The sequence below is a fragment of the Chryseobacterium lathyri genome (genome assembly GCF_030812195.1).
GTDB classification, from domain to species: Bacteria; Bacteroidota; Bacteroidia; order Flavobacteriales; family Weeksellaceae; genus Chryseobacterium; species Chryseobacterium lathyri_A.
In genome coordinates this window covers 2,124,564-2,145,584 of sequence record NZ_JAUSSF010000001.1, presented here as the reverse complement: position 1 = coordinate 2,145,584, position 21,021 = coordinate 2,124,564, and the positions used below count along the sequence as shown (strand labels likewise).

At 32.3% G+C, this 21,021-nt stretch carries 18 protein-coding genes and 4 pseudogenes; 3 read left to right on the top strand and 19 right to left on the bottom strand.

Going from position 1 to position 21,021, the window contains the following annotated elements; all coding sequences use genetic code 11:
- Positions 1 to 207: 207 nt before the first annotated feature.
- Genes J2T03_RS09710 through J2T03_RS09680 form a run of 7 tightly spaced genes read right to left on the bottom strand, consistent with a single transcriptional unit; the run spans position 208 to position 10,051 of the window.
- Positions 208 to 2,529: an AIPR family protein gene (locus J2T03_RS09710; protein ID WP_373426906.1), complete on the bottom strand. Its 2,322-nt coding sequence runs from the start codon at positions 2,527 to 2,529 to the stop codon at positions 208 to 210.
- Between the two features lie 24 nt (positions 2,530 to 2,553).
- Positions 2,554 to 3,552, bottom strand: coding sequence for a PD-(D/E)XK motif protein (locus tag J2T03_RS09705; protein ID WP_307210966.1), 999 nt, complete (start codon positions 3,550 to 3,552; stop codon positions 2,554 to 2,556).
- Positions 3,539 to 6,379, bottom strand: coding sequence for a Z1 domain-containing protein (locus tag J2T03_RS09700; protein ID WP_307210964.1), 2,841 nt, complete (start codon positions 6,377 to 6,379; stop codon positions 3,539 to 3,541). Before J2T03_RS09700 ends, J2T03_RS09705 begins: the two co-directional genes overlap by 14 nt.
- A 4-nt stretch (positions 6,380 to 6,383) precedes the next feature.
- A complete protein-coding gene (locus J2T03_RS09695; RefSeq protein WP_307210962.1) occupies positions 6,384 to 7,862 on the bottom strand; it encodes an ATP-binding protein in 1,479 nt (492 codons plus the stop codon).
- On the bottom strand, positions 7,862 to 8,368 hold the full coding sequence (locus J2T03_RS09690) for a hypothetical protein (RefSeq protein ID WP_307210960.1): 507 nt from the start codon (positions 8,366 to 8,368) through the stop codon (positions 7,862 to 7,864). The genes J2T03_RS09695 and J2T03_RS09690 overlap by 1 nt, the downstream gene beginning before the upstream one ends.
- Positions 8,365 to 9,621, bottom strand: a complete 1,257-nt coding sequence (locus tag J2T03_RS09685) for a DNA cytosine methyltransferase (protein WP_307210959.1) — start codon at positions 9,619 to 9,621, stop codon at positions 8,365 to 8,367. The genes J2T03_RS09690 and J2T03_RS09685 overlap by 4 nt, the downstream gene beginning before the upstream one ends.
- Positions 9,622 to 9,634: 13 nt before the next feature.
- Positions 9,635 to 10,051 (bottom strand): very short patch repair endonuclease, encoded by a 417-nt coding sequence (locus J2T03_RS09680; protein WP_307210958.1) that lies wholly within the window; start codon positions 10,049 to 10,051, stop codon positions 9,635 to 9,637.
- 613 nt (positions 10,052 to 10,664) lie between these two features.
- Here J2T03_RS09680 and J2T03_RS09675 point away from each other — a divergent pair.
- Both J2T03_RS09675 and J2T03_RS09670 read left to right on the top strand, forming a co-directional pair.
- Entirely contained in the window at positions 10,665 to 11,063 is a 399-nt protein-coding gene (locus J2T03_RS09675) for a hypothetical protein (RefSeq protein ID WP_307210957.1), read from the top strand.
- Between the two features lie 165 nt (positions 11,064 to 11,228).
- On the top strand, positions 11,229 to 11,669 hold the full coding sequence (locus tag J2T03_RS09670) for a JAB domain-containing protein (RefSeq protein WP_307210955.1): 441 nt from the start codon (positions 11,229 to 11,231) through the stop codon (positions 11,667 to 11,669).
- A 107-nt stretch (positions 11,670 to 11,776) separates the two neighbouring features.
- Here J2T03_RS09670 and J2T03_RS09665 read toward each other — a convergent pair whose 3' ends face one another.
- Positions 11,777 to 11,998, bottom strand: coding sequence for a helix-turn-helix domain-containing protein (locus tag J2T03_RS09665; protein WP_307210953.1), 222 nt, complete (start codon positions 11,996 to 11,998; stop codon positions 11,777 to 11,779).
- A 97-nt stretch (positions 11,999 to 12,095) separates the two neighbouring features.
- On the opposite strand from J2T03_RS09665, the gene J2T03_RS09660 reads away from it, so the two are divergent.
- Positions 12,096 to 12,500 (top strand): hypothetical protein, encoded by a 405-nt coding sequence (locus J2T03_RS09660; RefSeq protein ID WP_307210951.1) that lies wholly within the window; start codon positions 12,096 to 12,098, stop codon positions 12,498 to 12,500.
- Between the two features lie 639 nt (positions 12,501 to 13,139).
- Here J2T03_RS09660 and J2T03_RS09655 read toward each other — a convergent pair.
- From J2T03_RS09655 to J2T03_RS09605, 11 genes and pseudogenes are all read right to left on the bottom strand, one after another.
- Positions 13,140 to 13,817 carry an IS1 family transposase gene (locus J2T03_RS09655; protein WP_307210949.1) on the bottom strand — a complete coding sequence of 226 codons (678 nt, stop codon included), beginning with the start codon at positions 13,815 to 13,817 and terminating at the stop codon, positions 13,140 to 13,142.
- 165 nt (positions 13,818 to 13,982) lie between these two features.
- Entirely contained in the window at positions 13,983 to 14,330 is a 348-nt protein-coding gene (locus J2T03_RS09650) for a hypothetical protein (RefSeq protein ID WP_307210947.1), read from the bottom strand.
- A gap of 844 nt (positions 14,331 to 15,174) precedes the next feature.
- Positions 15,175 to 15,566, bottom strand: a pseudogene (locus J2T03_RS09645) (RHS repeat-associated core domain-containing protein); the annotation flags it as partial.
- A gap of 240 nt (positions 15,567 to 15,806) precedes the next feature.
- The gene (locus J2T03_RS09640; protein ID WP_307210945.1) at positions 15,807 to 16,253 is read right to left on the bottom strand and encodes a hypothetical protein; all 447 of its coding nucleotides are present in this window, start codon (positions 16,251 to 16,253) and stop codon (positions 15,807 to 15,809) included.
- Positions 16,250 to 17,107 carry a hypothetical protein gene (locus J2T03_RS09635; protein ID WP_307210943.1) on the bottom strand — a complete coding sequence of 286 codons (858 nt, stop codon included), beginning with the start codon at positions 17,105 to 17,107 and terminating at the stop codon, positions 16,250 to 16,252. Before J2T03_RS09635 ends, J2T03_RS09640 begins: the two co-directional genes overlap by 4 nt.
- 43 nt (positions 17,108 to 17,150) lie before the next feature.
- Positions 17,151 to 17,420 (bottom strand): annotated as a pseudogene (locus tag J2T03_RS09630) (RHS repeat-associated core domain-containing protein); the annotation flags it as partial.
- 125 nt (positions 17,421 to 17,545) lie between these two features.
- Positions 17,546 to 17,878, bottom strand: a complete 333-nt coding sequence (locus J2T03_RS09625) for a hypothetical protein (RefSeq protein ID WP_307210937.1) — start codon at positions 17,876 to 17,878, stop codon at positions 17,546 to 17,548.
- An 887-nt stretch (positions 17,879 to 18,765) separates the two neighbouring features.
- A pseudogene (locus J2T03_RS20550) lies at positions 18,766 to 19,038 on the bottom strand (RHS repeat-associated core domain-containing protein); the annotation flags it as partial.
- Between the two features lie 151 nt (positions 19,039 to 19,189).
- Positions 19,190 to 19,705, bottom strand: coding sequence for a hypothetical protein (locus J2T03_RS09615; protein ID WP_307210935.1), 516 nt, complete (start codon positions 19,703 to 19,705; stop codon positions 19,190 to 19,192).
- 7 nt (positions 19,706 to 19,712) lie between these two features.
- Entirely contained in the window at positions 19,713 to 20,156 is a 444-nt protein-coding gene (locus J2T03_RS09610) for a hypothetical protein (RefSeq protein WP_307210933.1), read from the bottom strand.
- 312 nt (positions 20,157 to 20,468) lie between these two features.
- A pseudogene (locus tag J2T03_RS09605) lies at positions 20,469 to 20,859 on the bottom strand (RHS repeat-associated core domain-containing protein); the annotation flags it as partial.
- Between the last annotated feature and the right edge of the window lie 162 nt (positions 20,860 to 21,021).

Below are 21,021 nucleotides of genomic sequence, written 5' to 3'. Positions count from 1 at the left end.
TTTCAAAAGGTATTCAGAAAATACTTAATGGTAATTAAGATTACTGTTGGTTTTCGAGTTAGAGACTGCCCCATTAATTTGGGGTGGTTTTATTTTATACTTATTTTTGGAATAAGATTCAGATTATTCATCCAAGTCTTAGCTTTTTAACTTACACACTTCTTGAGAATAGTATCTTTAATTTATATAGTTATATAATAGTATCAATTATTCTTTAAAACCTCCTTTTTTAGCCTTGTTTAAATTCAGGAGAGCAATTATTTTGTTTCTTTCAGTTAAAGTCTTTTTACCTTCTGCAAGATCATTCATGAAGACATATTCAAAACTCCTTAAATATCTGTTTTTCTTATCCCAGTTTACAATTTTTTGAATTAGTTCAAGTGTAATTTCCGACTGTTTTTCTTTTACCGGAACTATATCTTCAGAGAGATTATCAACTTCTGCTAAAATTTCCGGAGCTATTTCAAGGACTCTATCTATTATTATCAGTCCGTTTGCAATTTCTCTGTCTGGTAACTGTGAATTACTTTTTAAACGTTTGGAAATAGAATTAGCTATGTTCTGTAAGTTAAGAGACATATTGTCAGTTTCTCGTCCCCAGTTTTCAATTTTTCTCCAAATTATAGACGGAACAGATTTAATGACCTCTATTTTCTGAATTTTTTCATTTTCTATTACTTCATCCTCAGACATTTGTTTTCTGTTACTGACAATTTTTTCATTGATAAAATCATCCTTAATGGAATGATAATCTAAATCAAAATCTTGTTGTTTTACCAGCTCCCAGCAAGCTTCTTTTCTTGCCCACATTTCAATTAATGATTCAGGACTGTTAGCTTTTAAAAAAACATCCATTTTAACCATTAAATTATATAAAAAGTTTCTCAGATTATCTGATATATCCTGATTTTTCCAAATTTTATATAGGTCAAGTTTATAATTGGTTTTATATCCAAAATATGTAATGGAGTAAGGTACTGTGATAAATCTTAAGTCACCAATAGCATTAGGCTTTATACCATATAGTTTTTCACAGGCTTTATAGAGTATAGATTTTGCAATAGTATCTTCGTAATAGATATTGTCATGCTCTATTTTTATATTTGTATTATAGAGGATAAACTGATTGTAGTTCTTGACATTTTTAATAACAAAGTGAGGGGCAATAACCAGCTTTTTACCTTCATATACTTCTTGGTAAGAATTAATATATTTCGCCAGCTGCTCTTTTGTGAACATTTGACTTCTGGGATGCTTCAGGTCGAACGCTTTTTGTCTGGAACGAGTAAAACCCTCTTTTAATCTCGCATTTTTATATTGTCCTCTTGCTCTTTCATAGAACCATTTTGTTTGGGTTGGATTTTTTTCTGAATGAGGTGTTACAATTGCTCTTGAAAGCTTTTCAAAATGGATGTGGTAAGGTCTGTTACTACTTAAATCTGCAATCGAAATCTTATTTTGAGTATTTGCGTATTCAGCAATTCGGGATACAATTTCACCAAAGTTCTCACTGTTTTTGACAACAGATAATTTAACTTGTACAAAAATATTGGAAACATCAGCTTTATCTTTTTTAAAAGTATGATAAATAGAAGCCGTTGTTTGTCCACCATTTACAATCTGTAAATCATTTACTTTAGAAATTATAAGACCTTTTCCCTTACTGTCTCTTTCAAGTTCAATATGATTTGCTGTTGCTGCAATTCCATTATTAAAAGCCAAAAACATTTGTGGTTCTTTTAAAATTGTATTTCTGATCCCTTTATTAATTTTTCCCGTAAACTGTAAAAATGAGCGGACATTTTGCTCTAATAAACGTGAACCAAAACGTTCATATATGTTTGCGAGAGCTGTTCCCGGAATTATTGCAAGATAAGATTTATAATTATCGTTTTCAGAAGGAGATTCTATACACGGAATTTCAAAACCATCTGCTTTGAAATCGAGTTCTATTGGAATATGCGATTTTTCAGTAATATTGTAAAGATAGTTTAAATCCACAATTCTGGTATACACAGAAAATCCACTTATAGAGTCAGATTTTGGAAGCTCATTTGAAAAAATTCCATCCGTAAGAATTATTGCATTTACTCTTATAAGATTTTCTCTCAACTCTTGACTTGATGCCAATTCATTAGCTAGCTGAAAAATATCTGAAGATTCCTCAATTTCATTTACGTAATCTTTGTAAACAGCTTTTCTGAAAAAGTTTAAGATTCTCTTTTGTGCTGTCTCTGTTTCTGCTGAGGTGGTTCTTGCAGGTTCATCAGTTCCTTTTAAAATAGTAATAAAAAGATCCAACGTTTCATAATTGTCAGAAATAGAATATGCATTGATCTGATGTTGGTTTTTTGTGCCAACACCTTTTTTATCATATGCCAATCTAACATTTTCAGTTTCTCCTGCTGATACCAGAAGGTCAACAGCAATTTGGGTGAAAATCTGTTCAGTATTTCCTCCCTCTTCTTCGCTTAGTTGTGTTGCTCTTATATCCTGAAGAAGATTTTGATAAAACCGTAAAAGTTCCATGCCTTCTTGAACTGTACTCATATTTTAAGGTTTTACAATGTTAAATACGGTAATTTCATCTTTTATAAAAGAAGTACATTGTGATGCAATAATTGAGTATTTTACATCCCCTACGCCGGGACGTACATCATTCTCTTCTATTCTCGGAAAATCATTCTCCACTTTATAAAAAGTATTTTCTCTAACAAAATATCCTATCTCTTCATATAGGTTTCTTTGCCGATCAAAATATCCGACTTCATAAATTTTATTTTTAAACCTGTTTAGAGCAATTGTTTCTGACTGCAGAATTTCAGAAACAGAATCAATAATGTCATTTAATGTTTCACCGGAGCTTTGCATTTTTTCCAATGATATATGGTAGAGAAAAAGATTTTCTAGGTGACTTGTGTCTAATTGTCTCTCATTGCTGATATGAACTTTCTGATGATTGTTTCCGTGTGTGGTTTTTACTTCAACTGCCCAATTCTGATTTTGAAAATCTCTTACCTGCATTTCTGTACCTACCCAGGTATTCAGAACGGCCAGATGATTGCTTTTTGACTGCAAAAATTTTTTCAAAAAATAAAGTTCTCCGTATAACCCACGTTGTTCCTCTGCCGTTAATCCTTGTAATCCAATTTTGTTGAACAATGACTTCCATTTCTCAAACCTGTTCAGTATTTCTTTGACTAGCTTTCTTTCATTGGTCTCACTGGCAATACTGTTAATCAGATCTTCGCATAAAACTGTAAAGATGTCCTTATGCTGAAAGTTAAGTAACTTAAACAACAAAGCATTTTTTCCTGTTTCGGTAGGCGAGGGGTATAAATCAACTTCGATTTCCTGCAAGTTTGAGAAATTAGAAATATTAACTTCAATAGTATCACTTATCGAAACACAAATACACAATAATTTTTCGGGATGTTGCATAGCAACATATATATCGGGCAATACCGAACCTGAATATCTGCGAAGCAATAAACCTTTAATGAAAGATTTGTCATTCGCTAATTCGTCCCATATCTGATTAATCTTCGTCATCTTCAATATCATCTAAATTGTCATCAATATCAAATAATGGCAATAACTGCTGATGTACCGCATACGAAACAGAATGGCTGTACCGGCTTTTCGGAAAACTAACAGCAAAACCAACAATCGGTTCACTTCCAGCTGGCATTCCTGCATTTTCCGCATCAATTAAATACAAAAGTAATAATGGATTTTCAGGGCTTCTGAACTCATTTCTCACAATTTCTCCTTTCGGAAAATCATTTTTGTATTCACTGTTTTGATTTCTGAAATAGGCTTTTGTTCTTTCCAATGCTCTGTTGTAATCTTCTTTACTCAAATCAAAAAATTCATCTTTAGGTCTGATGATATGATTCTTTATAATGTGTAAATTGTGGTCATCATTTTTATTTTTGTCGTTAGAACGAATTACACAACCAATCTGGTTAATTCCATTTGAAGCATTGAGATTATAAGAAGAATCTGCATTACTTTTGGTTACCAGTGCTACGCTCCAATTTGTCAGTTCATTGCTTTTTACTGAAATATCAATATAATCCAATAATTTGGACGGCTCTACTTTTTTCAGGTTCTCAGAAACTTTGAATCGCTGGAAAAATGGTCGTACCAAATCCACAGGGACATTTCTCCATAAAAAATGATTGTGTCTTGTTTCAAAAGATTCTGAAAGTGAATTGATAAGGTTCTTTGTTACCTTCAAATTAGCATTAATTGTAATTGGACTTTTCTGTAACTGATAAGATTCTACCAACCTGCCAGACCAGGAAACGTCAATATTTACGGCTCTTCGGATTTTATTTGAAGCCGAAATTTGCAAAACGCCCGGATGTGTCCTTACTCTTAAAGCATATTGTTCGGGTGTACTTCCAGCCACTTCTGACATATAATCAAATTCGCTTCTTAATTCTTCGGAAGCCAACGTTATATGACAAAACCATTCGTTCAGTTCTCGGCTTGTAAACAATCTGCATAAATCAACATATCCCGGTCTGTAACCAAACCAGCGACCCATTTGCATCAAAGTATCGTACATTCTTGAAGCTCGTAAATAATAACTAACGGATAAGCCTTCCAAAGTCAAACCTCTTGAAAGTTTATCTCCTCCGATTGCAATTACAGAAAGTCCGTTTTTATGGTCAAAATAGTTTAACGCATCGCCTGAACCTCCGTTAATTTCTTTCACTTCAATTTTTGCAACAGCACTACGCAAATGAGGCAAAACATCTTCCCAATTGTGAACACTTACCAAAGTATCAACATCGGGCATTGTATCAGAAATCGTTTGTGAAACTGTTTTGAAACTTTTATAAGTTTCGGTAATTGTTTCTCCTTTGTATTCATAAGAGTATTCTTTGTCCTCTTCAAATGTTTTACGGATTTCGTCCAATACTGACGGAATTTTCATCTCAATTCCTCTACGATAAAAATCAAAAGTATTTTCGACAAGTGTTTTAATATGAGCTTGCCAAACAGTGTATCTGCTAATATGAATAAGCATTGAATTATGTACATGAATTTGGCCTCTTAACCGTCTAATAGTACAAGTAAGTATAAAGCATTTAATTGCTGTTCGTAAAGATTCTGGGAGTTCGTCAGGAAGTTTTACTAATCTTTTGTTTTCGTCTGACAATTGCTCATATTTCTCATTCTTCCTTAAAGCTCTGTGTCTATTTGGTATCAGCTCTTTATAATCATCCACACGGTTTACAATTGGTAAAACATTTTCAGAGTCATCTTCATCTTCCAAAACTTTTATGCCAAATACTTTTTCAGGACCAATATAATTCGTTGGTGCAGGAATATTGATGATAAAATCTCTTGGGAATAAATCATCCTCCACAATTGGAATGAAAATGTTAGCAAACGGGGTTGCTGTATAACCTACATAACCACTACGGTCAAAAAGATTCAGTATGTTTCTGATATGCTCATTGATTCTTGTAGCCCTGTCATTTTCTTTGTTTGTGTTGATAGAAGCATTATCTGCTTCATCGTCAATAAGTAATAAAGATTTGTTTCTGATAGCTTTTCTTCCATCAGGTAGCTCTTCTGTTTGTGCATTTAGCCATAGATAGAGTCTTTCCAAAACCCTGGAATTTTTTTTAACTACAGCAATTATTGGTTCTGAAGTATTGAAGTTGATACCCATTGAGTTTGCAGCCCCTGCTGTAAAGTCTCCTTTTTCCAGACTTGAGGTTAGGGAATGGGCAATACCAATCTGATCTAATTTTCCAACCCCAATTGTTACTCCGTTTTTATCAAATGCTCTCTGATGTTGTGTATCGAAGCCCAAAAAACCTTCGTCCAAACGTAATTGTGTTTGACTTCTTAAATTATTATGTATACCCGCTAAAACAATTATAAGCCTAAAACCAGCATCTGCTGCTTTAGATATCAGTCCAGTATAGTTTGAAGTTTTTCCTGACTGAACTTGTCCAACAACCAATCCTCTCTTACTTACAATAATGTTTTCACTTGGATTGAATAGTCCATCCAAAGTTCTGTCTGTCAGTTTGTCTATTTGGTTTAATACAATGTCAGAATAGTTTTTCTCTATTTGTAGATAGTCTCTGTATCTGTTCCAGAAATTCCATTTAATATCAGCTTTTACATCTCCAATCCATGGTCTGCGTCTTTCTTCTGCTTCAATTATACGGAAGTCATCCATTCTGATATTATATAATGACTCGATCTCACGAATTAAAAAATTCCTGTCAATTTCTTTATATATAGGAATAATTAGAACATTATCGACAGCTTCTTCTATTTGCTCTTTGGTTATAGAGCCTGTTGAAGGTAATAAGGTTCTGATTGTTTTTATTACTTGTTGTATCATGGTGTTAGTTTAAAAATTCAAGAAAATGGGCAAAATTGTTGAATGGTTCTATATTTATGATGATTGCTTTTGCTTGTTCACTGGATTTACCTTGATCAGTAAGATTTGTATACATTGACTGCATTGTATTTTTTATTATCTCATGATCTATCCCTTCAAAAGGCTTTCCCTGTAATTCTGGGACTTCACTTTCTTTAATGAAAATTGATTTTGTAGGTATTGTTTCCTCTATGAATCTGATCAGTACCTCAATTGCTTTTTCGGGTTCATTTTTAGCCTGTCCTTTTATTTTTTCCAGAATAGGGTGTTCACGGTTGATTTTATAAAACCACTTGTCTCCACGTTTATGGTCAATCCATAGCGGTATAAATTTTTGTCCGATAATAGGTTTTACGCTTTTTCCCTTGTGTCTGTAAACTTCTACAGCTTGTGCTCTTACTTTCATTGCATAGGCTTTAATTTGTTCTCTGAAAGCAAGTGGTGGACGAGCAACAGATTTTTTTATATCAATCTGCCACTCAGTATCCAATGTATTGGGTAGTTCTATTTGTATTCTTGTAAGTTTGTAATGTTCCTCTTTTCTAAAAAGTCCCAACCAATCACCAGCTAAAAGTAGACGATCATTTCTATATATATAAAAGCCCTGCTGCTCATTCCATCCTTTTAATCCCTCTGCCGTTTTATATTTTTCTTCAGAAATTTTCGACTTGTGAGGTAAAACATAACCTTCAATTTTTACAATTCCTTGTTGAACTTTTTCCTCCGGGAAAATTTGTGTTGATGGCTCATCAAGTAAAAAAGGGTTCCACGGAGTAATTTCTTCGTTCTGAAAATATATTTTAATCTTCCCCTGCTCTATGAATTTATGAAAAACCATACATAGATGTCTTTTAACCTGCTCCATGATAAGTAAAAATTTATCAAGAGCTTTTTGATCATCCTGTCTGAAATTTTTCACCAGTCTGTCAATATCATTCCATATTACAATAGTGCCTGAATGAAGATCAGAAAGTTCCTTTTCAAATCTCTCATCAGGAAGATATTTTATTAAATTCCATTTTCCTGTACTGTTAACAAAATCTAAATCCCATGTCCAGTAAACTGAATTATAATTAGCTTTTTTACTGATAACAGTTAGTTTTCTTGCCTGTGAGAAAGAGGCTGTTTTAAGACCTAATCCAAACCTGCCCAAATCTTTATCATCTCTATCATGCAAAGGATTTTTACTGCCAGGTTTCATTGCCTGAATAAGCTCAGTGCCATTCATGCCGGAACCATCATCTTTAACTGAAAGCCATGTTGCAGAACCTAACCACTCAAAATTTATCCAGATATGTTTGGCATTAGCTGAAACTGAGTTGTCTATAATATCTGCAACAGCGGTTTCTATATTATACCCAATTGCACGTAAAGTTTCAATCATTGAAGATGCTTCAGGTATGGCAGAAACTGTTTCTAATAGTGAGTAGTCAATAGCTTTCATTAATATCCAATTATTAAAATTCCTTTTAATGGTAGTTTCAGTCTTCCAGAAGTAAAAAGTGTATCAAAAAAGGTAACTACATTTTGAAAATCTGGGTTTTTTCTATAAATTTTTCTGACAGCAATAACCAAATAATCTACATCAGTCATCATACATGCCTGAAATAAATCTTTTAAAAACTGATAGTTTGCAACAGCCCTGCCTGCTTCTATTTCTATCACAGTTTTCGTTATAGAATTAAAACCATCTGCATCAAAATACTTTTCTAACTTACCATTAATTCCAAACAGAACTGGTATTTTAATCTTATCGTTGCTTTTTTTACTTTTTTCTATAACAAACCCCAAAGTTTCCAGTCCTGATGAAACTTCACGAAGTATGTTGTTGCTGGGATGTAAAAATTTATCAGAACTAATTTTATCTGAATTTTCAGAAAATACACCAACAATATTGTTCAGATGTTCCGGTATAACTCTACTTTTAGGAAAATATTGAAATTTTATCATAGTGCTGCCAGCATACTTTTAATCTTCTCAGCGATTTTTTGAGCCATTAAAGGAGGGACTGCATTACCAATCTGTTTTAAAGCTGCTGTCCGGCTTCCTTCAAAGAAATAGTCATCAGGGAATGATTGTATTCTGGCTGCTTCCCTCACTGTTATTGAACGGTTCTGAGTTTTATCAGGATGGATATAATAGTGCCCATCCATTGCAATGTGGGCAACAACAGTGTGTGCAACACCATTTCCATTTACAACTTGAAATCTGTTTGTAAACGATTTTACATTATTATGTTTTATTAGTCTTGGAGGAAGATTTGAATAGTTTAAACGTCTGCCTTCATTCCATTCATCAACAGCAATGCGATAAATTTCCAAATCATTTTCATTATTTGGTCTTGCAATATGTTGCGTGACAAAATCTAAACCGTTTCTTATTCCAGTAGATTTAAGGTATTCAGTTGGACGTTTATAATAACCAACAGCATTTAAGGTTCCTTGTCCATTTTTAAGAGGCTTCAGATCAGAGAATAAATCTTTTAAAACCTCAAAACGAGGCTCGACTTCATCAAATTCTGGATAAACAAAATCCAATTCTTTTTTCCAACCAATAATTATAACACGTTTTCTATCTTGTAATACATTAAAATTCTTAGCATTGAGTACTTTGTATTTATTTGGAGGTAAACTTAAATTGTACCCTGCACTTTTTATTGCTTTGAATATTTTATCCAAATATTCTCCATTATTAGCTGAGAATATGCCAGGGACATTTTCAAAAACAAACATATTAGGTCTATACCTTTCAAGAAATTCTACATAATATTTATACAGAAAATTTCTTGGATCCTCTTTCATTCCTTTAGGGTCTCTTGCTCTCCCCGCAACTGAATATGCCTGACATGGAGGTCCTCCAATAATTAAATCAACATTTCTATTTTCTAACTCATTGTCAATCAATTTAAAAATGTCAGGTAATGTTTCTTTTGAAATTTCTTTATTGATAACTGATTTTATTAAATTGGAAGGGACTTTTGCCCAAAAATCTTCTTTGACTTTTATATCATTTTTCAAATAATCATAATAGATATTTGTTTTATTATTCTCTTTTAACCAATGATAACAGGTTCTTGTTCTGAGTGTATCACAAGCATCTTTATTCATTTCCACATGAGCAATCGGCATGAACCCAGCCTTAATAAATCCTTCTGAAAGGCCGCCAGCACCTGCAAATAAATCTATGTAGTTAAGTTTTTTCATAATTAATCAGTTCTTAATTATTTTTTATCTTACTTAATATGTTGTTTAATGTTGTTAATTGTTCGTTTTTCTTTAATTCACATTCATAAACAACCAAAACATTCCATCCCATCATTTTAAGTAAGTTAATATTTTCAGTATCTCTTTTTTTATTTCCTTGAATCTTATCTGTCCAAAACTCAGTACGGGTTTTAGGAATTACATAATATTTACAATTATCATGTCCATGCCAAAAACATCCATTAACAAAAATTACCGTTTTAAATTTAGGTAGTATTATGTCTGGTTTTCCGGGTAATTTTTTATCATGTAATCTAAACCTCAATCCATTTGCAAACAAAAATTTTCTTACCATAATTTCAGGCTTAGTATTTTTTCCTTTAATCTGGCTCATATTATAGCTTCTTGTCTGTTTGCTGTGTCTGTCCATTTTGCAAAAATACGAAAAGGCTATGATTTGGTTTTCATTTGATTTTTTTCAAAATTGAATACAATCAAGTATAAATTATTACTTTGCTTATTGGACTTTTACTGATCTATACTGGAATACTTGCCTAATATATTTATTTGTGGCTTAGAAATGTCAAATAGATTTGAAACTTATGAAAATCCTAACAGGCCTATATAGCGGATAATTTTTTGCATATCAGTGTTTTTTTATATAGTAAAAATAAAAATTTCTCTCCATATTTTGAAATATTTTTTCTCATTGCAAATCTAATTGATTTCTTTTCATTAGCGGATTAGAGTTGAAACTTAAAATATTGGTATATAAGTTATTTACAAATATAATATCTTCTTTTAAATCGTTTTTGTGGTTTCCCGTAAACTGTCTAATTGATTTAATTTTTTTGAAAAAATTTTTATATGTGCATCCCCCTTGTAAAATCCCCCACCCATCATTGGGAATGGAAAACATCCCCCACCAGTAAATATGAAAGAAAAACTTAAAGGTCAGTAATACAATCAAGGTGATAGCTGATGTACTATTGTTGACAGTTCTTTTGTTCCTGGTGTTTTATCTAACTCAAAAATCAAAAAAAATGGTAACAATTATCAACTACAAACAAAGACAAAAGGAAGACGGTTCTACATTTTATGTACTAGAAGTTCAGGGAGGTATTGAAATGGTTATGAGCCAAGCTACGGGGCAATTCTATGCTACATCTAAGAAAGCTTCAATAACATCAACATTTGATGAGCTTACTTGTCAAGCTCTTATCGGAACTCAAATGCAGGGAAGTATCAGTAAACAAGAATGTGAACCGTACGAATATACCGTTAAAGATACCGGAGAAGTGATTATTCTTCATCACAGGTTTGTGTATTCACCAAAGGAACCAGGAAAAGAAAATACCGTTAAGCAACAGGTAAGCAGTAGCTTTGCTAGTGACATTGAATCCTTTTCAAGAAATGGAAAACATTTATTGACAGAAGCATAGCAGCTTCACTCAACAGACAAACTGCCAAAGTGCCGAATTTTTGCAAAACTTCAAATCTTAGAACTTAGAATCTACTTACTTCAAATAAAGTGGATCAGGAGTAAAAAGAAATAGTTTTCAAATATTCCGGCCCTTTAGCATTTTTAACCTTAGCATTATAAATATATGAATCAATTAATGGAAATATCAGTCAGTTACAACACAACTAATCAACAAAGAATAAGAATAACTAGCCATAAGGAGGCTTATGAATTAATTATTAAGAATTGGAATCTTAATATCATTGAATTTCAAGAAGAGTGTAAAGTAATTTTAATGAATAAAGGAAATTTCGTTTTGGGTATTTTCGATGTTTCCAAAGGCGGTATAGATAGTTCTGTAGTAGATATACGGATTATTTTGAGTGTTGCTCTTAAATGTCATGCTACGCAACTCATACTTGTACACAATCACCCAAGTGGAAGCCTCACGCCAAGTAATTCAGACAAAAACATAACTGAGAAGTTAAGCAAGGCTTGTGATTTACTGAATTTAACACTTTTAGATCATTTGATTATTTCAAAAAATAATTATTATAGCCTTAATAAAGAAGATAATTTTTTATAACTCCAAGATTAGTAATGTATTTATGTAATCTTATTTATATAAGTATAAATTCTATTGCATTTCTAGAACTTGAAATACTTTCAGATAGTATTAATAGCCAGAATTTATTATTTATCGAACTTAAATAGTTCATAGAATTCTATATTAAGAGCTTTTGAAATTTTGTATAAAGTAATAAGGCTTGGTGAAATTCTACCCGACTCTATTCTGCTCATATTTGATTTTTCAAAATTACACATAGCACCTAAATCAGATTGAGAAATATTTTTTTCTTCTCTGATCTGTTTTATTCTTTTGCTAATAAGTATTTGAAGAGATTTTTTATCCAAACTTTGATGAAATAATTATCAAAGTTGATAACATTCTGATTTGATATGGTTATCAATAGTGATAACTTTGTATTTTTGTAATTAAATAATAACTCAAATGAATAATTTAAAAAAACTTGGAAAATTGTCAGCAACAATAGGAAAGTCAATTTTTCGCTTACTAGTATTTACAATAGTGATAATAGCATTTGTTATGCAATTAGAAAAAAATAGAAATATATCATTGTCTGGAAGAGTAGGGGTAATCATTGGAACTATCGTTGCCATTTTTCTTTTTTACTTTATTCTTAGAGCATTGTTCAGACCAATATATAATCTGGATAATAATATTCAACTACGACTAACAAACCAATTCACAGTACAACAATATAAAAGTAAATGGATAATGAGCCTAATTTGTAGTGTAATTATTAGTTTGCTGTTTATTATTCCTTCTTTTGGAATTTCAGTTTTATTGATGCTCCCTCAATTTATTTTATTGTATAAATCCAAAGATATATGAAAATTTTACTATTGGTAATTGCAGTACCAGTACTGCTAATTATTTCTATTTTCCTAAGTCTCGTTTTAGGCAGTCTGATTCGTTTTATTAATGAAGGTGATCGTTTTAAAAGTCCATTGGATGATTATAGACCAATACCTGTAGTTCTTAAAGACAAGGAGTTTTGGAAGACCTTATTAACAGGTTTTTTCGTCTATTTAAGTTTGTTGATTTTTGTGAAATGCTTGTCCGATTATTGATCGAATATTTAATACCAAATTACAGGAATTGCAATAATTACATTCTTACATTCTAAAAATAAGATTAAGTTTCTGCTGCAACAATACTGCAACATTTTGTATAAAAGGATGAAAATGATTGAAATTGAATAAAAATTAGAATTTGATTAAATTATTGGAAATCAATTAAATGAAAAGAAATGAACGTAATTGATAAATATACTAGACTGACTCATAATCAGGTGGTCCCTGGTTCGAGCCCAGGTGGGACCACAACAATAAACCGTAATACTCTATAATAGAAAGTATTACGGTTTTTTATTTATTATTTTTCCCAACATATTCCCAACCACATAAAATTTCAGTTACAATTTTCCCATCTGTTATACAAGACAAGGAAAAAAATATTCACTCTTATATTCTAACTGTCGCTCCAAAAATATATTTTCAAAATGGCGTTTAGAATAACTGCACTTCTGCTGAAGCAAATTGTTTTTCTATTTAATCTTTTTACATGAGTTCTAATACTAAGGTTTTTCCTTTCTATTCTGTTGATTCCATGTCTTTTGGTACTATGAATCTCTTTGAGAATCAAATATTGATAATTTCTGAGTTTATCGGTATAAATTTTTTTAGCTTTGGAATTGATCAAAGTTTTAATAACAGCATTCAGCGTTTTGTTATTTCTCCTGCCAATATAAAACCCGGCAATTTCTTTGGTGCTTTTATTAATGGCATATACCAGCCACATCACATTAGATTTTTTTCTGATGAAAAACCTCATCTCATCTAATTCATAGGTTTGATAATATGGAATGAGAGGTTGACCAATATTATCTGCAATTGCAACAATTCTTTTAAGTAAAGTAGTTGTTGAAATTTTTAATATTCTCGCAATACTTCTTATCCCCATGCTTTCTTTAGTTAGCTGAATAACCTTTGTATTGATGTCTTTTTTATAAGCATTATAAGAATATTGTAAAACACTTATGGCTTTGCAGAACTTACATTGATAGCGTTGCTTTCCATAATTAGTTTTGCCATATTTTATAAAATCATCACCAACACATTTGACACATGAGTAAACTTTTACCTGCATAAGGACTCCATTTTCTATTAAAAAACAAATAGAGTGACCAAACGATCACTCTATTTCTATAAAATTAATACTTATTATTTCTCGTTAAGTTCAATTAATAAAGAAAACCAACATATTTGAAACGTTGCCAACTGTCTTGGAGCCATTCCATCCGGATCTGAAATGTTACCATTCGGGGGTCCTAGTAAAAATAACTCCTAATATTATTGAATAATCGTCATTACTAAAAATTGTACAACTTGATTCTAAGCCCTCAATAGATGAAACCTTAATTTTATCCAATTTAGTATTTTGAAGCGCATAAACTGCTGAACTTAATCCAACATAATTTTCTCTTGTCATTTCACTAAATTCTAATCTATCTCTGTAAATTTCAAAAATGTGTTTAGTATCTTGTATAAATGAAGTGAAAATTATATCAATTATTTTATTTTTCAAAAAATATTCTTGAACTAATATTAGATTATCTTTTTTAAGATATATTTCATATATTTTTTTGTCAATATTATTCATATTTTAGTTTCTATTGTTAACATTATTTTACATAAGGGGTCCAAGTTCCTGTTTTCCCCCAAGGCTTTATTACTTGAGCTCCATATACCGGACCAAATACTTGCATCTCTTGTTCTCCAGGGTAATTATTAAAATTGGTTAATCTCCATAACGGAAAAGATTGCTTTAAGATAACTCCACCAGGTCCACGTCTAGAAGCGGTCCAATTAGCAACATCAATACTTTTCGACCATGAAGTATATACGCTATTATTGTCACCCATATTATGTTGGTAGGCTGTGGCACTTCCGCCCCAAGGAATTGCAGTTCCTAAATAAGCATTATCCAACTCGGGATGTTCAGCATGTACTCCTCTAAATAAGGTTATAGTTTGTTCTGGTCTATCATCTACCTCTGTAGCAGGTACATCTACAATTCCTTTTGAATTAGCTGCAAATTGAGTATCTCCATTTAACATTAATGGCAATCCCCAAAGACTACGGGTTACTAAAGTACCGGCAGCACCATAAAATGCCTGTGCATTTACCTCAATAATCTCTCCAATCTGAACAATTCTACCAAGTCTGCTAACCTGTGCCCCAGCTGCAATACTTGTAATACCAGCACCTTTTTCATTGCCTCCAAAGATACCTTTAAAAAAGTTTTTCACAGATTGCCAAGCACCTGGTTTAGGATTATTATCAGACCCTTCTCCATAATAAGTCGTTCCCGGAGCAAAACCTCCACCATCTGTATTACTTCCAAAATAGTTACCATGAGAACCACCCATACCATTGTATCCTGATAACGAAGAATTTGGATTAAAATCTCCATTGAAAGCAGAATGTTCCCCATACGTATCCCTAGGACTATTCCCATCAGGATCTGTAAATCTGATTGGGTTATTAAAGGCATAATTATAAGGAGAATGTCTTCTCATCTGTTCTGCCAATGCATCTACAACACCCCATCTGCCAATATCTGACATGTACATTCTGGCTCCAAAATCACTGTAACCAGTTTTCCTTTTGAAGTTCTTTGCCATTGTAACCGTAATTGTAAGCAGGATTTCCTGTTAATACATTATAACCTTCATGCTTTAATCCAAACGGGTAATAATTGTTTTCTTCAATGATCGCAGCTCCGGAACCGTTATTCGTGTAGCTCACACGCACAGAACTACGTTCGTAGCCTTCATAAAAGATTCTCTTTTATTCGTCTATCTAAATGGTCTGTATAACTGTAAATATACTTATTATTTTCAAAATTTGCTCATCACTAACTCTGATACACGAGGAATGATTCTCAATCATTTAAATATTTTTTTTTTGGCAAAAAATAAAACCAGAGTAGGGAATTTCTACTCTGGTTTTTGAATTTAATGTTTTGAATTTTATTTGAATTTCAAATGGTTAGTGTGGGAAATTGTTCGCATCACTAACTTTGGAACATGACCAATATTGAATACCAACACATCTGGAACATTACCACATTATCTTATTGTTCATTTATTTTTATAAACTCATATTTCATCATTTCATCAGGATCACCTTCCCATATAAAAATATTCCAAGGTGGATTATTTCCATTGATACCTTGCCCCGAGATATAAAATACAATTTCCCCTTTTGCTCCCTCGGGCAAATTATATGTTATAGTAATTCCATTGTCTATATTATCAACAATGCCACTTTCTATATTTTCTGTAAACTGCCAAGTTCCTTCAGCATTTAATTCCCTATTTTTATTTTTTGGAAAGCTACTGATTTTATAATGATCAACCCCTTTCAAAATACAAGTTCCATTTTTATTTAGTTTGATAGATGCATTATCAGAAGATTTCCAATTACCTATAAAATCTGATTGTTTTGGCTTAGTTTCCTCACAACTATATAACATAATTGTTAACAGTGTGATTAATAAATATTTTAATTTTGTTTTCATTTTAGATATAATACTTCTGTCCAGTGAAATGATTGAGTAGTTTTAGATCCCCAACCTGTTTTAAATTTTTCATTAATAAGTTTTCCCGCTGTCTGTTGCCAAATTGGAAGATAGCCAAGCACAGGAGGACGGGATGCAGATTGCATTGTAGAGGAATTTTCAACATTAAATGAAACAACTACACTCTTATTGTATGCTGCTGCCGTGTATTCTAAATTATAAGATCCTAAATATGTTACTGCTAAATTCCCTGTTAACCCGCCTGTTAATAACGTTGAATAATCTTTAAGATAAAGCCCAACTCCTTTAATACCACCTAGCTTATAAGAATTTGAACCCTCTAAACTACTTTGTCTTAAAGTCATTTTAGATAGGATAATGTCTCTTGTGGCTTGTACATGACTATGTTGTCTTAGCATTTCTGTCATTAAGTCTCCATTAGTAAAATCTCGATGTCTTGGACCTGATCCTGAAAGCCATTCTACACCTAATTGCCAAGGAGTTATTTCTTTATTAGAAGGAAATTTTTCACTCCTTAACTTCAACATATTCAGTGTTCCCACCCCTGTAACATCCGAATCAAGATCAGTATAATCTGTCCACCATCTAAGCGTTCCTCCTTTATTTATCAATCCTCCAGTGCCTCCATTATGTGCTGCATTCATTATATCTCTATAAGCCTGTGTTTGGACGAACAGCCCTCCACTACCTGGAACTCCTCCCATGTCCCCCGAACCATCTCCTCCGCCTCCGGTTAGGCCTTGAGAAAGGAAAGAAGATCCTCCAAATCCACCATAGCTTAATGCTGGTCCTTCAAACCATGCGGTACCATTAATAGTAGTTAATGGGGTCAAATTCCCAACGCATCACACCTCCTGCATTATAAATCATTGGCTTTCGGCCATCCGGATCTGTAAAACTTACGGGATTATTAAAGGCATAGTTGTATGGGGAATGTCTTCTCATCTGTTCTGCCAGAGGATCTACAACGCCCCATCTGCCAATATCCGCCATATACATTCTCGCTCCATAATCGCTCCAGCCTGTTTCTTTCTGCAGCTCTTTGCCATTATATCCATAAGTATATGAAGTATTTCCGGGTAAAACATTATAACCTTCATGCTTTAAACCAAATGCATAATAATTATTTTCTTCAAGAGCTTCTGCGCTGTTTTTTAGCAAAACTTATTTTAATTTAAATTAGGGTATTGATTTCAATACCCTAATTATTTATAAAATCCTCTCAAATTAGAGAGTATAAAAAGTATAAATTTTTTGTCCTAAATAAGGTATCAACTCCAATTACTTTCAGAATCTTCTTTAGGAAAAGTAAAATCTGAAAAAATCTCTGAATAATCCTCGTTGAAAAAGAATAATCGACGAGCTTCGTCTTTTTTGACAGTCACAAATTTTATAAATTCAATAGATTTCTTTTTAATTAATAATAAATCATTTAAAATTTGTAATGTTATTTTTTTAATACTTTCGTCTTTAGCTAATTTATTTCTTCCTTTATATAAAGTAATTAAATCATCAAGGATTAGTGGATGATTTGAATATGAGATTTCAAAATCTTTCAAATTTGAATCGTACTCTTGTATTTTGGTATATATTAATTTTTCCATTTTATTTAATAAGTATTATTATTTTAATAACCAGGTCTTGGTAAAACGTATTGTACTTTAGCACCATAAACGACTCCCGGTACAAGCCATTCACTTTCTCCTAAAGTAAAAGGATTGGGTATAGCATTACCTACTTTAAAATTCTTAGACATTATAATTCCTGGAACTGCTTTTCCAAATGCTATCCCATTAGCAAAGTTTCTAGCCACTTCTTTATCAGAGCTCCAACTTGTCCAAATACTATAATTATCACCACCTGCATGAGATTCCATATCTCTATGAGGTCCAAAAAGTGTACTGACCTGATAATATCCCTTAGGAATTGCTATTCCTAAGTGTGCATTCATATACTGAGTATTGTCATTATGGAATATTCTTGATGAAACCCCTCTATACAATGTAATCATTTGTTCAGGTTCATCTACTGGTACATCTGTTGCCCCCGTAAGAGGTATGTCAACAATTCCTTTTGAATTAGCTGCAAATTGAGTATCTCCATTTAACATTAATGGCAATCCCCAAAGACTACGGGTTACTAAAGTACCGGCAGCACCATAAAATGCCTGTGCATTTACCTCAATAATCTCTCCAACCTGAACTGCTCTGCTAACCGTGGCTCCAGCTGCAAAACTTGTAATTCCGGCGCCTTTTTCATTGCCTCCGAAGATACCCTTAAAAAAGTTTTTCACAGATTGCCAAGCACCTGGTTTAGGATTATTATCAGACCCTTCTCCATAATAAGTCGTTCCCGGAGCAAAACCTCCACCATCTGTATTACTTCCAAAATAGTTACCATGAGAACCACCCATACCATTGTAGCCTGATAATGAAGAATTCGGGTCAAAGTCTACATTAAAAGCAGAATGTTCCCCATACGTATCCCTAGGACTGTTCCCATCAGGATCTGTAAATCTGATTGGGTTATTAAAGGCATAATTATAAGGAGAATGTCTTCTCATCTGTTCTGCCAATGCATCTACAACACCCCATCTGCCAATATCTGACATGTACATTCTGGCTCCAAAATCACTGTAACCAGTTTCCTTTTGAAGTTCTTTGCCATTGTAACCGTAATTGTAAACAGGATTTCCTGTTAATATATTGTATCCCTCATGCTTTAAGCCAAATGGGTAATAATTGTTTTCTTCAAGAACTTCTGCTCTGTCGCCTGAGTTTTAGAATACTGATTTAATTTAAAATAGGGTACTGATTTCAATACCCTAATTATTTATAAAATCCTCTTAAATTAGAGAGAATAATTATAACCTTTTTGTCCTAAATAAGGTAGAAATTGCAATATGTTAATTCTATTTAATCTGTACAATAAACTGAGCTTGATTTTGGTATTTTTTTACCTTTATCTGTGTAAATGTAGTTTACAGATTGTTTTGCTCCTATATCTCCCATTTCATAAGATTTTAATAAACAGTAAGATGCATATTGACTTGTAAATGAATTATGAGGTTCCGAAGTCAAAATGGTTGAAACATCCCAGTATGCCTCCTTATAATTATTTTTTTCTGCCATAAGTATTGCATAATATAAAAATTCTTTATAGTGACCATTAATTATATATTGTTTACTAGCAGATTTATAAGCTTGTATATCACCTTCATATATTGCTTTTCTTAAATTATTTTGCAATTTTTTATCATTAAAGTTAAATTTATTATCTTTATTAGGACTATACTCATCTCTTATCAAGAGGTTTTCTGATACAGATTCAAGTTTTATATCTTCTTTCTTTCTCTCATTATTCTTTTGTTCGTTTACTTTATTACAGTTACTTAAGAATATTAATAGCATACTTATTAGTAATTTTTTCATATAATATTTATTTAAAGTTCGGATATTTTTGAAGAAATTGGTTATATCTATAACCTGTCAAATATTCTCCATTTTTATAAAATACAATAACACCATTTCCATCTCTTTTATCCTGACCAATGTTAATGTTTTTAATACCATTTGCTGTTGTATCATAGGTCACGAAGCCATTAAATGATATAACAGTTAAGTTGGGATGAGCTTTGGATATTTGCTTACCTATAGCTTCATTTGCTGTTGTACTTACCCCAGATAAACACGCATACAAAATTAAAATTGGATCTTTCATTTTATCTACATTCTTCCAATTACTATTTTTAGAATTCATTACAGTATCAAAAGTTTTAGCATCTCTTATTCTTTCCTCACCATTAAATAGTGTTCCAAAATTGCCGTGTGAATAGACTCTGAAAACTCCATCCCCTTTTGTATCTTTAAAAAGATTATTCATCTGCTTAAAAACCTTATGAAAAACAGCATTATCTTCTTTTCCAAAGAAGCTTACAGGTTCCTACGGATTAAAATCATTTAGCTTAAACTGTATAGAATCAAACGGATCAAAATTATATTTCGGGGTTAAATAACTCTGCAATACATCATAAGCTTCTTGACCATAATAAGTCGTTCCCGGAGCAAAACCTCCACCATCTGTATTACTTCCAAAATAGTTACCATGAGAACCACCCATACCATTGTATCCTGATAACGAAGAATTTGGATTAAAATCTCCATTGAAAGCAGAATGTTCCCCATACGTATCCCTAGGACTATTCCCATCAGGATCAGTAAATCTGATTGGGTTATTAAAGGCATAATTATAAGGAGAATGTCTTCTCATCTGTTCTGCCAATGCATCTACAACACCCCATCTGCCAATATCTGACATGTACATTCTGGCTCCAAAATCACTCCAGCCGGTTTCTTTTTGAAGTTCTTTACCATTATAACCATAATTGTAAGCAGGATTTCCTGTTAATACATTATAACCTTCATGCTTTAAGCCAAACGGGTAATAATTGTTTTCTTCAATGATCGCAGCTCCGGAACCGTTATTCGTGTAGCTCACACGCACAGAACTACGTTCGTAGCCTTCATAAAAGATTCTCTTTTATTCGTCTATCTAAATGGTCTGTATAGCTGTAAATATACTTATTATTTTCAAAATTTATTCATCACTAATTCTGATACACGAGGAATAATTTTCAGTCATTTAAATATATTTTTTTGGCAAAAATAAACCAGAGTAGGGAATTTCTACTCTGGTTTTTGAATTTAATATTAGAATATTACTCTTTATTTAGTTTTTATTAGCTCTA

What these genes read in the sequence shown, in the direction of transcription:
- J2T03_RS09710 (WP_373426906.1), bottom strand. Translation starts at nt 2,529, where the DNA reads ATGGAACTTTTACGGTTTTATCAAAATCTTCTTCAGGATATAAGAGCA.
- J2T03_RS09705 (WP_307210966.1), bottom strand. Translation starts at nt 3,552, where the DNA reads ATGACGAAGATTAATCAGATATGGGACGAATTAGCGAATGACAAATCT.
- J2T03_RS09700 (WP_307210964.1), bottom strand. Translation starts at nt 6,379, where the DNA reads ATGATACAACAAGTAATAAAAACAATCAGAACCTTATTACCTTCAACA.
- J2T03_RS09695 (WP_307210962.1), bottom strand. Translation starts at nt 7,862, where the DNA reads ATGAAAGCTATTGACTACTCACTATTAGAAACAGTTTCTGCCATACCT.
- J2T03_RS09690 (WP_307210960.1), bottom strand. Translation starts at nt 8,368, where the DNA reads ATGATAAAATTTCAATATTTTCCTAAAAGTAGAGTTATACCGGAACAT.
- J2T03_RS09685 (WP_307210959.1), bottom strand. Translation starts at nt 9,621, where the DNA reads ATGAAAAAACTTAACTACATAGATTTATTTGCAGGTGCTGGCGGCCTT.
- J2T03_RS09680 (WP_307210958.1), bottom strand. Translation starts at nt 10,051, where the DNA reads ATGGACAGACACAGCAAACAGACAAGAAGCTATAATATGAGCCAGATT.
- J2T03_RS09675 (WP_307210957.1), top strand. Translation starts at nt 10,665, where the DNA reads ATGGTAACAATTATCAACTACAAACAAAGACAAAAGGAAGACGGTTCT.
- J2T03_RS09670 (WP_307210955.1), top strand. Translation starts at nt 11,229, where the DNA reads ATGAATCAATTAATGGAAATATCAGTCAGTTACAACACAACTAATCAA.
- J2T03_RS09660 (WP_307210951.1), top strand. Translation starts at nt 12,096, where the DNA reads ATGAATAATTTAAAAAAACTTGGAAAATTGTCAGCAACAATAGGAAAG.
- J2T03_RS09655 (WP_307210949.1), bottom strand. Translation starts at nt 13,817, where the DNA reads ATGCAGGTAAAAGTTTACTCATGTGTCAAATGTGTTGGTGATGATTTT.
- J2T03_RS09650 (WP_307210947.1), bottom strand. Translation starts at nt 14,330, where the DNA reads ATGAATAATATTGACAAAAAAATATATGAAATATATCTTAAAAAAGAT.
- J2T03_RS09640 (WP_307210945.1), bottom strand. Translation starts at nt 16,253, where the DNA reads ATGAAAACAAAATTAAAATATTTATTAATCACACTGTTAACAATTATG.
- J2T03_RS09625 (WP_307210937.1), bottom strand. Translation starts at nt 17,878, where the DNA reads ATGGAAAAATTAATATATACCAAAATACAAGAGTACGATTCAAATTTG.
- J2T03_RS09615 (WP_307210935.1), bottom strand. Translation starts at nt 19,705, where the DNA reads ATGAAAAAATTACTAATAAGTATGCTATTAATATTCTTAAGTAACTGT.
- J2T03_RS09610 (WP_307210933.1), bottom strand. Translation starts at nt 20,156, where the DNA reads ATGAATAATCTTTTTAAAGATACAAAAGGGGATGGAGTTTTCAGAGTC.